This window comes from Companilactobacillus sp. RD055328, from assembly GCF_022835675.1.
Taxonomy (GTDB): Bacteria; Bacillota; Bacilli; order Lactobacillales; family Lactobacillaceae; genus BQUT01.
The window spans coordinates 830,041-843,883 of the sequence record NZ_BQUT01000005.1; the positions used below are offsets into that span (position 1 = coordinate 830,041).

The 13,843-nt window shown below is 35.9% G+C and carries 17 protein-coding genes; 3 read left to right on the top strand and 14 right to left on the bottom strand.

Going from position 1 to position 13,843, the window contains the following annotated elements; genetic code table 11:
- Nucleotides 1–56: 56 nt before the first annotated feature.
- Genes RD055328_RS06365 through RD055328_RS06415 form a run of 11 tightly spaced genes read right to left on the bottom strand, consistent with a single transcriptional unit; the run spans nucleotide 57 to nucleotide 8,090 of the window.
- Nucleotides 57–1,115 carry a DUF916 and DUF3324 domain-containing protein gene (locus tag RD055328_RS06365; RefSeq protein WP_244087956.1) on the bottom strand — a complete coding sequence of 353 codons (1,059 nt, stop codon included), beginning with the start codon at nucleotides 1,113–1,115 and terminating at the stop codon, nucleotides 57–59.
- A 29-nt stretch (nucleotides 1,116–1,144) separates the two neighbouring features.
- Nucleotides 1,145–1,891, bottom strand: coding sequence for a WxL domain-containing protein (locus tag RD055328_RS06370; RefSeq protein WP_244087957.1), 747 nt, complete (start codon nucleotides 1,889–1,891; stop codon nucleotides 1,145–1,147).
- Between the two features lie 25 nt (nucleotides 1,892–1,916).
- Nucleotides 1,917–2,627 (bottom strand): WxL domain-containing protein, encoded by a 711-nt coding sequence (locus RD055328_RS06375; RefSeq protein ID WP_244087958.1) that lies wholly within the window; start codon nucleotides 2,625–2,627, stop codon nucleotides 1,917–1,919.
- A 28-nt stretch (nucleotides 2,628–2,655) separates the two neighbouring features.
- Nucleotides 2,656–3,441: a WxL domain-containing protein gene (locus RD055328_RS06380; protein ID WP_244087959.1), complete on the bottom strand. Its 786-nt coding sequence runs from the start codon at nucleotides 3,439–3,441 to the stop codon at nucleotides 2,656–2,658.
- Nucleotides 3,442–3,473: 32 nt separating this feature from the next.
- Nucleotides 3,474–4,235 carry a WxL domain-containing protein gene (locus RD055328_RS06385; protein WP_244087960.1) on the bottom strand — a complete coding sequence of 254 codons (762 nt, stop codon included), beginning with the start codon at nucleotides 4,233–4,235 and terminating at the stop codon, nucleotides 3,474–3,476.
- A gap of 24 nt (nucleotides 4,236–4,259) precedes the next feature.
- Nucleotides 4,260–4,958, bottom strand: coding sequence for a WxL domain-containing protein (locus RD055328_RS06390; RefSeq protein ID WP_244087961.1), 699 nt, complete (start codon nucleotides 4,956–4,958; stop codon nucleotides 4,260–4,262).
- A 34-nt stretch (nucleotides 4,959–4,992) separates the two neighbouring features.
- On the bottom strand, nucleotides 4,993–5,706 hold the full coding sequence (locus tag RD055328_RS06395) for a WxL domain-containing protein (RefSeq protein WP_244087962.1): 714 nt from the start codon (nucleotides 5,704–5,706) through the stop codon (nucleotides 4,993–4,995).
- Nucleotides 5,707–5,746: 40 nt separating this feature from the next.
- Nucleotides 5,747–6,373 carry a WxL domain-containing protein gene (locus tag RD055328_RS06400; RefSeq protein WP_244087963.1) on the bottom strand — a complete coding sequence of 209 codons (627 nt, stop codon included), beginning with the start codon at nucleotides 6,371–6,373 and terminating at the stop codon, nucleotides 5,747–5,749.
- Nucleotides 6,374–6,415: 42 nt separating this feature from the next.
- Nucleotides 6,416–7,057, bottom strand: a complete 642-nt coding sequence (locus RD055328_RS06405) for a WxL domain-containing protein (RefSeq protein ID WP_244087964.1) — start codon at nucleotides 7,055–7,057, stop codon at nucleotides 6,416–6,418.
- 52 nt (nucleotides 7,058–7,109) lie between these two features.
- Complete coding sequence (locus tag RD055328_RS06410; RefSeq protein WP_244087965.1) at nucleotides 7,110–7,766, bottom strand: WxL domain-containing protein; 657 nt, start codon at nucleotides 7,764–7,766, stop codon at nucleotides 7,110–7,112.
- Complete coding sequence (locus tag RD055328_RS06415) at nucleotides 7,767–8,090, bottom strand: LPXTG cell wall anchor domain-containing protein (RefSeq protein ID WP_244087966.1); 324 nt, start codon at nucleotides 8,088–8,090, stop codon at nucleotides 7,767–7,769.
- A gap of 295 nt (nucleotides 8,091–8,385) precedes the next feature.
- Between RD055328_RS06415 and RD055328_RS06420 the strand changes: the two genes are divergently transcribed.
- The gene (locus RD055328_RS06420; protein ID WP_244087967.1) at nucleotides 8,386–9,306 is read left to right on the top strand and encodes a DMT family transporter; all 921 of its coding nucleotides are present in this window, start codon (nucleotides 8,386–8,388) and stop codon (nucleotides 9,304–9,306) included.
- A gap of 52 nt (nucleotides 9,307–9,358) precedes the next feature.
- The gene (locus tag RD055328_RS06425) at nucleotides 9,359–10,351 is read left to right on the top strand and encodes a D-2-hydroxyacid dehydrogenase (protein ID WP_244087968.1); all 993 of its coding nucleotides are present in this window, start codon (nucleotides 9,359–9,361) and stop codon (nucleotides 10,349–10,351) included.
- 29 nt (nucleotides 10,352–10,380) lie between these two features.
- Here the strand turns inward: RD055328_RS06425 and RD055328_RS06430 are convergent, their stop codons facing one another.
- On the bottom strand, nucleotides 10,381–10,584 hold the full coding sequence (locus RD055328_RS06430; RefSeq protein WP_244087969.1) for a hypothetical protein: 204 nt from the start codon (nucleotides 10,582–10,584) through the stop codon (nucleotides 10,381–10,383).
- Between the two features lie 372 nt (nucleotides 10,585–10,956).
- Between RD055328_RS06430 and RD055328_RS06435 the strand changes: the two genes are divergently transcribed.
- On the top strand, nucleotides 10,957–11,439 hold the full coding sequence (locus tag RD055328_RS06435; RefSeq protein WP_244087970.1) for a helix-turn-helix domain-containing protein: 483 nt from the start codon (nucleotides 10,957–10,959) through the stop codon (nucleotides 11,437–11,439).
- 185 nt (nucleotides 11,440–11,624) lie between these two features.
- On the opposite strand, the gene ahpF is transcribed toward RD055328_RS06435, so the two are convergent.
- Both ahpF and ahpC read right to left on the bottom strand, forming a co-directional pair.
- Nucleotides 11,625–13,166, bottom strand: coding sequence for an alkyl hydroperoxide reductase subunit F (ahpF, locus tag RD055328_RS06440; protein ID WP_375708075.1), 1,542 nt, complete (start codon nucleotides 13,164–13,166; stop codon nucleotides 11,625–11,627).
- 17 nt (nucleotides 13,167–13,183) lie between these two features.
- Nucleotides 13,184–13,747 (bottom strand): alkyl hydroperoxide reductase subunit C, encoded by a 564-nt coding sequence (gene ahpC / locus RD055328_RS06445; protein ID WP_244087972.1) that lies wholly within the window; start codon nucleotides 13,745–13,747, stop codon nucleotides 13,184–13,186.
- Nucleotides 13,748–13,843 lie beyond the last annotated feature (96 nt).

Genomic DNA, 13,843 nt, shown 5'->3' on the forward strand with positions numbered 1-13,843 from the left:
AATTAATAAATATAAGTAATAAAAAAGAGCCTTATAGGCTCTTTTTTTATTTATTGTTATTTTTTATCTTCGTCGTCTTTATTACGTTTCTTCAACGCCATAATCAACCAAACGATTACTCCAACTAGAATTAATGCAATTACACCTAATAGAATCCATAACCATGTCCAGTCTTTGTTCAAGACTACGGCATCTTTATTAAGTTTATCAGCTTTATCAGCTTTGATTTCAAAGTCTCCACCTAAGTTCCATACATACTTCTTACCTTCAGAAGTTGCATGAATTTTAGCTGTATATTTACCAGGCTTAATTGGATCGTGATTCAAATCGATAGGGAAATCGAAGTTAGAGTTAGGTGCCATTCCCATATCTTTCTTAGTTGTTGTATAAAGAACTTGATTAGAACCCTTCTTATAAATCTTCGCAGTTACGTTGAACTTGTGAATGATTGTCTTTGTAGGGTTTTGTAAATTAGCAGTAATTGTTGTATATGAGTTATCTAGAGTTGGTTTAACTTTGTTTAACTTCAAATCAGGAATTACAGCTGTTGATTCATTTTGTAGTGACAATCCAATAATATAAGCAAATCTGTTACGAATCATTACACCTTTTTCAGATGCACGATTGTCTGCAACTTGTTTTTGAATATGGAAGCCACCTAAAATAATACCTTTATATCCTTTTTCAGGCATAACAATGTGAAATGTTACATTCTTTGTTTCACCAGGTGCAAGAGTTACAGTTTGTTTGGGATTAGTAATAATCTTATTCCAGTCATATTTGAAACTCTTATCTTTTTTAACCTTTGCATTACTATAATCGATAACCCCATTCTTATTAGTTGAGGCATGGATAGCATTTACATTAAATGTACTTGTTTCTTTACTTGAGTTCGTAAGTGAGATTGAAATATCTTGTTGTTGACCAGGATTCAGTTGCAGATCAAAATATGTCAGCTTCTTATCCACTTGATTGTCGGGAATATTAGCTTTTACGCTATATGCCATATCAGGATTAGAATTTGCATCCGCAGCTGATACTGTTGGTGTAACTAAACTTCCAATCATTAGCATTGTAACTGCTAATGCCCATGTAAATAAATTCTTCTTTTTCAATGTAAATAACTCCTATTATTTTATTGCGATTACCTAGGTGTGTCTGTTAGTGTCCAGGTTAATTCAGCTGTATATTCACCATTTTCTACTTCAGATGTAGGAACACTCATAGTAACTTTTTCATTACCACCAAGTCTTTCACCAGCATCTTTTTTAGCGTCGGGTGTATTTGAGCCTTCAAATGTATCTAACCATGTACCTTTACCAGTTTTGTCATCACTTGCAGTCATTACAATTGCTGATGCTGCCGACTTATCTAAAGAAAAATCAGTAGCAGTTGGTGCAATTGAACCATTGCCTGTTTTTGACTTAACAATCCCGTGACTCCATTTCATAACCGCCCCATTAAGCTTAAGACCATTTGCTGAATTTGTAAATGGTTTTGTCATAGAAGCCGTCATCGTCCAGCCATTACCAGCTTCACGCCAGTCAGATACTTGAATGAAAGGATTCTTATTTATAGCTTTCAAAGTTATGATATCGCCAGTAATGAATGATTTTCCAAAATCAACATTAGAAACGTAATCAACCGTTAATGGTCCTTTGTTACCTGTTCCATTATTATCTGGATCATCAGGATCTATAGGTTGACTAGGATTGGGATTATCTGGATTACTTGGATCTAATGGATCAGTAGAGCCTCCGTCATTATGAAAGAAATTAATCTTTGCATTCGAAATGCCAGGTGTAACTTGATCAGCATGAACAGATGATGTAGTTCCTACTATTAAACCAGTAATTACTAACAAGGCACTATTTATAATTGATATTTTCATATTAATGCCCCCTCAGAGAAACATATTAAACGACAGGTACATCTGCTAATGACCAAGTGATCTCAGCACTATAAGTTCCAGCGTTAGGTACACTAGGTACACTAAGTGTAACATTTTCGTTGTTACCTTGTGTACCTCTAAAACGATCTACCCAAGTACCTTTACCAGCAAATCCCTTGGTATCATTTGTATTCATAACTTTAACATCTTGTGAACCATTTTTTAACTCAAATTGTGAGCCTAGAACTGGTTTTGCTGATGTATTTCCATTATTAGAAATAACTTCACCATTTGACCAAGTCATAACAGCTCCTGATAAAGGAGCTTGTGTTTTCTCGTTAGTGAATGCTTTAGTCATTGATGCAGTTAATGCCCAGTTACCAACTTCACGTGAATCAGTAACTTGAACATATGGTGTTTCGTTCAAAGCATTGAATACACCCGTATTAACTTCATGTGAGCCAAAATCAATATTTGATACATAATCAAGTGATAAAGGACCATTATTTCCAGTTCCGCCATTACCAGGATCTGTAGGATCTTCTTTACCTGGTTGACTTGGATCCATCGGATCAACAGGATTTGTAGGAGTGTCTTTTGGAGTGAAGGCAATCTTACCATGCGAAGTTGCTACTGATGGTGTTGATGCATCTGTATCATCAGCTAATACTGATGATGTTGTTGCCATTGCCATTAGAGCTGTCATTGATGCAGCCATATATATTGTTTTTTTCATTATAAATTCCTCATAACTGTCTTATTAATTAAGCACGTGGTGCATCAGACAAAGTCCATGTTAATTCAGCAGTATAAGTACCTGCTGTATTACCGGCGGGAACAAATAAAGTTGTTGGCTTTGTATTATTAGCAGGATCATCGTACATTTTGTCCATCCATGATCCAGTACCAGCATTAGCATCAGCTGACATCAAAGTTGCAGCATCACCATTAACTCCGACAGTCTTACCATTACCAATTGCCATTGTTGTTGGTGCAGTACTTGTATTTGTTGAATCTACAGGAGTAGCTTCACCTTGTGGCAATGAAAGAATTGCTCCATTCAATCCTTTACCAGTTTGGCCTTCAACGTCAGTATTGAATGCTTTAGTCATAGCAACTGTAACATTCCAACCTGTGTTTTCTTCACGAAGATCAGTAACTTGAACGTAAGGATTTGAGTTTCTTCCTTCTACAACAGCACCTTTAGCGCTATCCCAGAACAAAGCATTATATAGTTGAGATCCATCTATTTTTTGAATACCGAAGTCATAGTTTGGAACAACATCAAGTGTGAAGTCACCCTTATTACCTGTGTTGTCATTACCATTACCATCACCTGGATAGTTAGGATCTGTTGGGTCTGTAGGATCAGTTCCGTCGCCACCATCTTCACCACCGCCTGGATGACTTGTATCAGGATCAACAATCAAGCCAATCTTACCGTGTGAAGTTGCTGTACTTGGAGTTGTTTCAGCTAATACACTTGTTGAAGATGACAATGCAAGAAGTGCAATAGCTGAAGCGCTAAATAATTTTGTTGAAATTTTCATCTGTTTCCCCCCTAATTGAAAATTTACTTTCACTAAGCTTCTGGTACTTCTGCAAGTGTCCAGTTAAGGTTAGCTTGATAAGAACCAGCTGTATTACCTGCTGGAATCATTAATGTAGTTGTTGTCTTGTCGAATTCTTCAAACCAAGTTCCCATACCAGCATCTGTTCCTGCTTGTCCAATAATTTGGCTATCAGAACCAATTTGTGTTGTTGCTATGTCACCAGGGTGAGTAGGTGCTCCACTTTGGTTTGAACTATCTTTAGCAGTAAAACTAGCATCACCAAGTGTTAACACAGCACCTTTTAAAGGTTTCTTTGTTCCATCTGTTGATATCCAACCATCAGCATCATAGTTTACTGATAGAGTCCAACCCTTACCAGTATTACGTTTATCTGTAAGTTGTACCCATGGATTTCTTTCAATAGGTGTTGTTGTTGCATTACCATCAGCATCTAATTTCATAGGTGAAATAGTGATTGCATCACCACTATAATCATTCATACCAAAGTTTATGTTAGAAACATAATCAATTGATAATGGTCCTGGGTTACCAGTACCTGGGTTATCTGGATCACCTGGATCAATAGGTTTACTTGGATCAATAGGTTTTGTAGGATCTGTTGGATCAACCGGATCTGTAGGTTTTGTATCTGTTCCTTCTTTAATACCAACTTTACCAGTTGATGTTGCTGTACTTGGTGCTAGTGGATCAGCAAGTACTGAAGTTGTTGCTGTTGAAATTGCTAATAATGCAAGTGCTGATGCACTTATTAATTTAGTTGTTGTTTTCATTTTTTGTTTTCCCCTATGTCTTAATTAAGCTTGAGCAGCGTCTGTTAGTGTCCATTGTAGATTAGCTTTATAGTCACCAACTTTGTTACCTTGAGGAACAGTTAACTTAACGTTTGCTGAAGTAACTGTACCTATCCAAGTACCCATACCAAGATCTTTTGAGGCAGAAGCGTAATCAACATCAGCATCTGTAATTGATGCAGCCTTTGTTAAATCAGGAGCTCCGACTGCTTCATCATTTGTGTTTAACCAAGTTGCTGCTGGTAATTCAAGAAGAGCACCTTTGATATGCAATCCATCTGTTGAAGTCCAAGCTTCGTTAGTTGTAGTTGCAGAGCCATCAGCACCTGCCACATACTTAACTGTTAATTTCCATCCAGCACCTGTACCACGTTTGTCAGTAACTTGTACATGGCCATCTTTATCAGCGTATGTTCCATCAGCTAATAATACTTTAGGAGTATTAAAAATTGTATCTCCACCTTCAAGTGCCTTTGAACCGAAATCGTAACTTGGAACAGTATCTAATGACAATGGACCATCATTTCCTGTTCCAGGATCTGTAGGATCAACCGGATCCGTTGGTTTTACGTCTTCTGTTAGAATAGCTTTTCCTGTTGAGTAAGCTGGTGCTGGAACAGCGTCTTCAGCAAATACTGATGTAGTTGTTGATGCTGCTAGTAGTGCAGTTAGAGCAGCTGTTGTTAGTGTCATTTTTTTCATTGTATAATTCCCCTATTTTTAAAAAATTTATTTTTTAGCCTTGTGGTGCTGAAACAATTGACCATTCAAGATTAGCTGTATAGTCACCAGCTTTGTTGTTACCAGGAACTGTTAGAGTAGCTGCAGTTGCTTCTGCTTGTACCCATGTACCCATACCAGCATCTTTTCCTGCTTCAGCAATTTTTTGATCAACATTTGAAACATTAGCAATTGAGATTCCTGTTGTTGGTGCAGCACCTTCATTGTAAGAAACTGTTGCCCCATCAACTGTAACAGGTGCAAATTCTGTCATATTGAACACAAAACCTTGACCCTTAACTTCAGCTCCATCAACTGTGGCTGTCCATGCTGATTCACCATCTGCAAGTGTTGCCCAAGCTTCATTTTTTGCTTTGTCCCCTTGTGCACCAACGTACTTCACGTTAACTGTCCATCCAGCACCTGTACCACGCTTGTCACTTGTTTGTAAGTGTTCATTAAGTGTATCGTTTGATGCTGTACCACCAATTTTTACGTGGTCAAAATCAAAACTTGGAACATTATCAAGTGATAGAGGTCCTTTGTTTCCTGTACCAGGATCTGTAGGATCAACCGGTTTTGTTTCACCGTCATCAGGATCAACAATAACGTGTCCTTTTGAATGTGCTGGTTCTGGAACGGCTACATCTTCAGCAAATACTGATGTAGTAGTTGTTGATGTTGCTAGTACTGCAAGTAAAGCAGCTGTTGTTAGTGTCATTTTTTTCATTTTGTAATTCCCCTATTTTTTAAAAATTGTTTTTTTAGTATTAGTTTGTTGCTGGAACGTCTTTTAGTGTCCATACAAGTGTTGACTTGTATTCAACAGCTTGGTTATTAGCTGGAACTGTAAGTTTTGTATCTGCTTGTGCAAATGTACCTGTAAATACACCTTTACCAGCTAATTTTGAACCGTCAGCTGTAGCAATCACAGCATCTTTATCACTTACTTTGGCAACAGCACTAACTGTTGGTTTTTCACCTACGTTAGTTGTACCTGATGCATCAGCATATGCTAAAGCAGGCAATTCTAGAATAAATCCTGATCCTGAAACTGATTTATCAGCATTTTGCCAAGCAGTTGCATCAGCTTCTTGATACTTAACTGATAGTTCCCAACCATCTTTTGTACCACGTAAATCAGATGTTGTTACTTCATTTGTATCTGTTGTTACTTGTGTAGCAGCATCACCAAGTTTGATAGTACCGAAGTCTAGATCTGGAACCTTAACTAGTTGTAATGCTCCATTTTCTCCATCACCACCAGCAGTTACGTTAACTGTACCTTCTGAAGTTCTGTTCAAATCATCTACCTTTGTATCAGCAAGTACTGATGTAGTTGTTGATGTTGCAATCATTGCTGTTAAAGCTGCAGTTGCTAAAGTCATTTTTTTCATTTTGTAATTCCCCTTTAATTTTAAAATGTTTTTTAGTATTTATTAAGCTACAGGAGCATCATTTAATGTCCAAATTAATTGAGCTGTATATTGTCCTTGAAGATTGTTAGCTGGAATAGTGATTTTTGTATTGCTCTTATCAAAAGTACCAAACCAAGTTCCCATACCTTCAGCGTTTTCACCTGTTGCAGTATCTCCTGCTGCACTTGCAATTACATTTGCATCTGTATTAACAGTAACTCCGTTAAGAGTTGAAGGTGCATTACCTGTTCCGTTATTTGGGTCATATGCTGGAGCAGCAAGTGCTAATTCAAAACCTTTACCTAACACTGTGTCTTTTTTCCAAGCTTGGTTAATATCAGTTAATACTGCACCTGCTCCATCACCATATTGAACTGTGATATTCCAACCAGCACCAGTTGCACGTGCGTCAGTTGTTTGAAGATTATTATCAATAGTAGTAGCTGAACTTGTTGTACCAACAACAACATCCCCAAAATCAATATTAGGTGCTGTATCTAATGTTAAGTTACCAGTTCCTGGATCAGTTGGTGCCGTAACATTAACAGTTCCGTTAGTATTTTCTGAAGTCTTTGGTGCATCAGCAGCAAAAACTGGCATTGCTGCACTTCCTGTGATTAATGCTGTCATAGCTAAAGTTGTTAATTTGATTGTATTTTTCATTTTAATTTCCCCTTTTAATTTTTTATTATTTCTATTTTTAAAATTAAGATAATTATTTTGGAACGTCGGTTAAGGTCCAAGTTAAATTGGCGCTGTAACTACCCGCCAAGGTAGTTGTAGATGGAACCTCTAATGTAACAGATGGAAGATCTGAAGCATTGTGAATAGTGTGTGTCCATTCACCAAGACCTTGACCTTGTGCAGCATTTAAGTAAGTCATATCACTATTAGATATAGTGATTTCTGTATTCCCGAATGACGGTTTATCATCAGTGCTGGGATTCTCATCTCCATCGTGTGACAATAACCCGTTATCCATAACAAACTTCAATTTTGCACCTTTCAAATGTCTGCCACTAACGGTTGTATCTGTCCAAGCTTCATCTGTGGGTGCTAATTCACTACCATCTTCAGCTGAATACCTTACGGCTAAATTCCAACCGGCCCCAGTACCTCGTGCATCCATGATGCTTGCAATAAAATCTCCATTTTGAATAGTGGTTGTAGTTGCCTTTGAAGAATCCAAGGTTAAGTCATTAAACTTAATAACCGGGGTAATACTAGTAATTGATAGCGTCCCATTAGGATCAGCGTTTACTTGAACGTCGGCTTTTGTTGTTAAATCATCTGCTGCATTGGCAATATTCACAGATCCTATAGAACTCGTGACAATGCCAAGCAACAATGCACCTATAATCTTTCTTTTCATTTATTGTCCCCCCAAATTGCTCTCAGTCTTCTTTTGACTTTTAAAAATCATTAAGAGAATTCCTGAAATTAGCAAAATATACCCTAACAACGAAGTGCCGGGCATAACAAAATCTCCGGTTTGAGGTAATATTTTATTACCAACACCAGAGTTACTATTATTACTATTGTCCCCATTATTAGTTGTGTCTTTTTTTCCATAGAATTGAGCTGTAGTTGTACTTACTGTACCACTTGAACTTGCATTTACTGTAGCAGTTTCAGTAGCTAATCCTACTAGCATTAAAACAACAACAATTAGATGTCCCAATTGTTTGTTTTTCATGTTTCCCCCCAACAAAATCCCCCAATATTTAAGTAACCCCAGCGAATATATTACAGGGTTAACAATCTATACACGAAATATTACACTATACAAATGGGAATTTCAACAATATTGCCCCCATTTATTACCCAAGTTAATTAAATAATTATAAAAAGCATGAATATTTTATCAACAATATCTTTAAACTTGTACAGTGTTTTTATGATGAATTAAAATATTTATTTAAATCATCAGAATTAAAACGTATAATGGTTACTATTATAAAAAAAGAGTTTGAAAGGAAGTAATTTACGCAATGAAGACAGATAAACAAACAATGCATAAATTTCGGACTAAAGGTTTCATCTTAGCCTTAATAGCATCATCACTTTGGGGTGTATCTGGTGCAGTTCTACAATTTGTTTCAAAGAATAAAGCTATTCCTGCCGAATGGTTCATTGGTGTTAGAACATTAATTGCCGGTGCTATCATCTTATTTGTAGCTTTTATTTCTTTACCAAAAGGTAAGAAAAAAGATTTCTTTGCAATTTTCACTAATAAGAAGGACGTATTATTACTACTATTATTCTCAATCTTTGGTTTGATTGGAAATATGTACACTTTCTTCCTTAGTATTCAACACGGGAATGCTGCTTCTGCGACAATTCTACAATACCTAAGTCCATTATTTATCGTTCTAGGTGGAATTGTATTTTTACGCCAAAAGCCAACTCGAGTTGATGTTATATCTTTTGTTATGGCTCTATTCGGTATTGTTTTACTAATTACTAAAGGTAATTTCTCACATCTTAGCATTCCAATGGATTCATTAATTTGGGGTATCCTATCTGGTGTTACTGCTGCTATGTACATCATCTTCCCCGCTAGATTAATCCAAAAGTATTCCCCTCTTCTAGTTACTGGTTGGGGATTCATGGTCAGTGGTATTTTATTTAATATTTATCATCCATTCTGGATTGATCCACCAAAATTAGACACTGGCTCAATTCTTGGTGTTGGAACTGTAATTCTAATTGGTTCTGTAGCAGCCTTTCTTATTATGGTAATGAGTTTGCAATATACAACCTCTACTATTGTAAGTATCACTGATGCTGTACAACCATTCATCACTTTTGTTTTAAGTATCCTATTCTTAGGTTCTACTTTCTCAATCGTAGAAATTATCGGTTCAATTATTGTTATTTTTGCTATCTATATTTTAAATAGGTTTAACTAGCTATTATTACCTCCTTGTTTTACACTTATGTGTAGAAAAAGGAGGTTTTTTTATGAAGATTTTATTTTATTCAATGCGTGCTGATGAGGTGGCGCCATTTAATGAATGGACCAAAAATCATCCTGATGTTCAAGTAGACCAAACAGACAAACTATTTACGGAAGAAACAGCTAAACTAGCTGCTGGTTATGACGGTGTTGTCTTATTCCAACAAGAAACTTACAGTGATGCTGCCATCAATATATTGAATGATTTGGGGGTCAAGAATCTATCATTTAGAAACGTCGGTGTTGATAACATTAATCTAGAGTTAGTAGAATCTAACGGCATGAAATTGACGAACGTTCCAGTATACTCACCTAATGCAATTGCTGAACACGCTTCATTTTTGATGGGACGTTTGTTACGTCGCGTACCCGAATATGACAAAAAAATTGCCCGTAAAGACTTACGTTGGGCTCCAGAAATTGGCCGCGAAATCCGTAATCAAACTATCGGAATTATTGGAACCGGACACATTGGTCAAGTTCTAATCAAGATTATGCAAGGCTACGGCGCAAAAGTTGTTTGTTACGATATTTTCCGTAATAAAGAGCTAGAAGAAGCTGGTATGTACGTTGATAGTTTAGACGAATTATACAAAGTGTCTGACATCATCACACTTCACGTGCCAGCTGTTAAAGATAATGTCCATATGATCAATAAGGATTCAATCGCCAAAATGAAAGACGGCGTGATCATTATCAACGTTTCTAGAGGAACGTTAGTAAATACTGACGATCTATTAGCGGGACTTGATAATAAAAAAATCGGTGGTGCTGGACTTGATGTATACGAAGACGAAGTTGGTATTTTCAATGAGACTTGGGAAGGCAAAGAATTCCCAGATGCTCGTCTGAATGACCTAATGAGTCGTGACAACGTTATTGTTACTCCACACATTGCCTTTTATACTGACGAAGCAGTTCACAATATGGTCACTGTATCTCTAGACTCAAACGTTAAATTAATCCAAGGTGAAAATCCTAATACATTAGTTAAATAAAAAAAGACATCTAATGATGTCTTTTTTATTTAATCAGCATTATTTTTAAGGTCGTATAGGTAGTTAAGTGCCAAAAATATCACTATAATGGCAAAAATTAAGTCAAGTGAAATATCAATTAAACCATACAAAGTTCTAATCTTAGAACCAACAGTTTGAAGTCTTATTATAAGAAGCCATACTCCCATAATCAAAGCTATTGTAGCTGCTAAAATTTTAATGATTTTCTTCAAATTATTCTCCTCAGCTTTTGATAGTTAAATTATGTCATTTTTCTAGTACCATCACTAGCAAGCAATACTTTACATTTGCGCACTTATATCAATCAAGTCTGATATTTATAATCACGCAAGGAATTAAACAACAGTCGGTCCCTAACTAATAGTTATCACTTATCCAATATTCAAACCTATCGTTATTCAACGAATAAACGGCATAAATATTATAGAAGATAGAAATGACAGAGGTTAAAAGAATAAACTAAAAAAGACATCATTAGATATCCTTTTTAGTTAGTTAATTGGCTTCTCTTCACTATCTTTTATCTTTGCTTTACAGTAAAATAGTTTCTTATAGTGTAAGTTTACTATTTAAAGGAGAACTAAATGACGTTAGGGAGACGATTGAAGAAAGTCAGGGTAAAAAGAGGATACTCACAGGGTGATGTGGCTGAGTTTTTGAATATATCAAGACAATCAATTTCACGTTGGGAAACAGATAATGGCTACCCTGATATTGATAATTTAGTTGAACTAAGTAAACATTATGAAATATCAACTGACGAGCTCTTGACCGGAGAAATGCCTCAGCAACAAGAAGTTGAGGGAAAATATAAAAAAATAAATGGTTTGCTGTTTTCGCAAAATGATGAAAGTTGGATTTTATTAATTTTGTCTTTTTTATCTTTGACAATTGTTCCATTCGGATTAGCATCTAGCCCTTTAATTATTTGGCGAAATAAAAAAGAGAATCAATTTCATAAATTAATTCTCTTAGCCTCTATCATTTCTATTTTTTATAATATTTATGCCGTTTATCTTTGGGTAACGATAAGTTTGGATATTGGTTCAGTAACAACCATCGGTTAGGAGTCGACCGACGCTTAATTCTTTGTGTGATTATCAATATCAGATTTGATCGATATGAGTGCGCAGATGTAAATAAAATGATACTTGATAGTGAGGATACTAGAAAAACGACATAATTTAACTATCAAAGCTAAAGAGAATAAAATGATAACGAAATAAAAAAAGACCTCTAACGAGGTCTTTTTTTATTTCGTTATCAAGTAATCAAACGCTGCCAGTCCGGCTGTTGCACCAGCACCCATAGCGATAACAATTTGTTTATAAGCAACATCTGTACAATCTCCTGCCGCAAACATCCCTGCTATTGTTGTTTGATTCATATGATCAACTTTTATTTCTTTTCCTTCATTTAGCTCAACTGTATTTTCAAGCCACTGTGTATTAGGTACTAAACCAATTTGAATGAATATTCCGTCGATATCAATAGTTATTTCTTTATCAGTAGTTCTATCGATATATGTAAAACTCTGAACTTTATTAGTTCCGTGTATTTCTTTGGTGTTAGCACTAGTAATAATCGTTACATTGTCTAGTGATCTCAACTTGTCTTGTAGAACCTTGTCTGCCATTAATTCAGATCCATATTCTAATACAGTGACATGTTTACTTGTCCCAGCCAAATCTATAGCCGCTTCTACACCTGAATTCCCCCCGCCAATTACGGCGACATCCTTACCTTTATATAATGGTCCATCACAGTGAGGACAATATGCTACACCTTTATTCTTTAATTCTATTTCCCCAGGAATATTTATTTTTTTCCATTTGGCTCCTGTCGCAACTATTACAGATTCACTTGTTAAAACATCTTCGGAATCAAGGGTTACTTCAAAATCATCTTCTTGATTTTTTTCGACGTTTTCAACTTTGAATCCTTCTGCAACATGCACTGGATATTGATTCATATGTGCATAAATATTCTTCATAAATGGCTCACCTTCTATATAAGGTGTTCCGGTAATATTCTCTATTCCTAATGTTTCTAGTGGTTGTCCACCGAATCTGTCAGCAACTAACCCTACACGTAGACCTTTTCTGGCAGTATAGATAGCTGAAGTAGCTGCAGCTGGACCACCACCGATAATCAAAACATCAAATTTCTTCTGCATTTCTTTAGAAACTTTATTAACCACTTCATTATCAGAAATCTTATTAACTATTTCTTCGACCGTCATTCTTCCGTCAGACCACTCTTCACCATTAAGGTAAACAGTAGGCACCGCCATAATATTCAAGTCTTCCACTTCTTGTTTGTTCATTCCACCTTCAACCATTGTATGGCTGATTCTTGGATTGATTACACTCATTATGTTCAATGCTTGCACAACATCTGGGCAATTCGTACAAGTTAAACTAGCGTATGTTTCAAACTCTAAATCCTTATCTATATTCAAAATTTGAGCTTTAACTTCTGGTGAAACTTTAGGCTCATGTCCAGAAACTTGAAGTAAGGCTAGAACAAACGACTCAAATTCATGACCTAACGGAATACCGGCAAAGAATATCTTAGGCTTCTCTTGGTCTTTTGTTTTTATTGCAAAGCTAGGAGTTCTCTTCAACTTTGCTTCTTCTATAGATATTTTAGGAGATAACTGAGCTACTTGATTAATAAATTCACTGATTTTTTCTGAGTTCTCACTGTCGTCTTTACTGAATACGATTACTATGTCTTGCTTAAGTAATTGTAAATATTGTTTGAGACTAACTACTAAATTATCATCTAATATCATTTGTTAGCCTCCTTTTATATTTTACCTACAAGATCCAAACCTGGAGTTAGTGTATCTTCTCCTTCTTTCCATTTTGCTGGACAAACTTCACCTGGATGATCTGCTACGTATCTTCCGGCTTTTACTCTATCTATATATTCACTGGCATTTCTTCCGATTCCGTCAGCGTTGATTTCCATTGATTGAACAACACCTTCAGGATCAATAATGAATGTCCCTCTTTGTGCCAATCCTTGTTCTTCATCTAATACATCAAACATTCTTGAAATGGTTTGTGATGGATCACCAATCATTGTATATTCAATCTTTCCAACTGCATCTGAATTGTCGTGCCATGCTTTATGTACGAAGTGAGTATCTGTTGATACTGAGAAAATTTCTGTATCTAATTTCTTTAACTCACCATATTGTTCTTGTAAATCCTCTAATTCTGTTGGACAAACAAACGAAAAGTCTGCTGGGTAGAACATAACTATACTCCAGTGCCCTTTTAGATTGTCTTGAGAAACCTCTATAAACTTACCTTGGCGAAAAGCTTGAGCCTTGAATCCTCCAATTTCTTTTCCTACTAGTGACATAATATCTTCCTCCTTAAGTTTTAATACCTCTAGTATAATTTAGAATCATTCCAAAGTAAATGGATATAACATTAATTTTTAATCGCTTTCAAAACA

Coding starts and splice junctions, on each gene's coding strand:
- RD055328_RS06385 (WP_244087960.1), bottom strand. CDS start 4,235: ATGAAAACAACAACTAAATTAATAAGTGCATCAGCACTTGCATTATTA.
- RD055328_RS06425 (WP_244087968.1), top strand. CDS start 9,359: ATGAAGATTTTATTTTATTCAATGCGTGCTGATGAGGTGGCGCCATTT.
- RD055328_RS06370 (WP_244087957.1), bottom strand. CDS start 1,891: ATGAAAATATCAATTATAAATAGTGCCTTGTTAGTAATTACTGGTTTA.
- RD055328_RS06415 (WP_244087966.1), bottom strand. CDS start 8,090: ATGAAAAACAAACAATTGGGACATCTAATTGTTGTTGTTTTAATGCTA.
- RD055328_RS06400 (WP_244087963.1), bottom strand. CDS start 6,373: ATGAAAAAAATGACTTTAGCAACTGCAGCTTTAACAGCAATGATTGCA.
- RD055328_RS06395 (WP_244087962.1), bottom strand. CDS start 5,706: ATGAAAAAAATGACACTAACAACAGCTGCTTTACTTGCAGTACTAGCA.
- RD055328_RS06380 (WP_244087959.1), bottom strand. CDS start 3,441: ATGAAAATTTCAACAAAATTATTTAGCGCTTCAGCTATTGCACTTCTT.
- RD055328_RS06435 (WP_244087970.1), top strand. CDS start 10,957: ATGACGTTAGGGAGACGATTGAAGAAAGTCAGGGTAAAAAGAGGATAC.
- RD055328_RS06375 (WP_244087958.1), bottom strand. CDS start 2,627: ATGAAAAAAACAATATATATGGCTGCATCAATGACAGCTCTAATGGCA.
- RD055328_RS06405 (WP_244087964.1), bottom strand. CDS start 7,057: ATGAAAAATACAATCAAATTAACAACTTTAGCTATGACAGCATTAATC.
- ahpC (WP_244087972.1), bottom strand. CDS start 13,747: ATGTCACTAGTAGGAAAAGAAATTGGAGGATTCAAGGCTCAAGCTTTT.
- RD055328_RS06420 (WP_244087967.1), top strand. CDS start 8,386: ATGAAGACAGATAAACAAACAATGCATAAATTTCGGACTAAAGGTTTC.
- RD055328_RS06390 (WP_244087961.1), bottom strand. CDS start 4,958: ATGAAAAAAATGACACTAACAACAGCTGCTCTAACTGCACTACTAGCA.
- RD055328_RS06410 (WP_244087965.1), bottom strand. CDS start 7,766: ATGAAAAGAAAGATTATAGGTGCATTGTTGCTTGGCATTGTCACGAGT.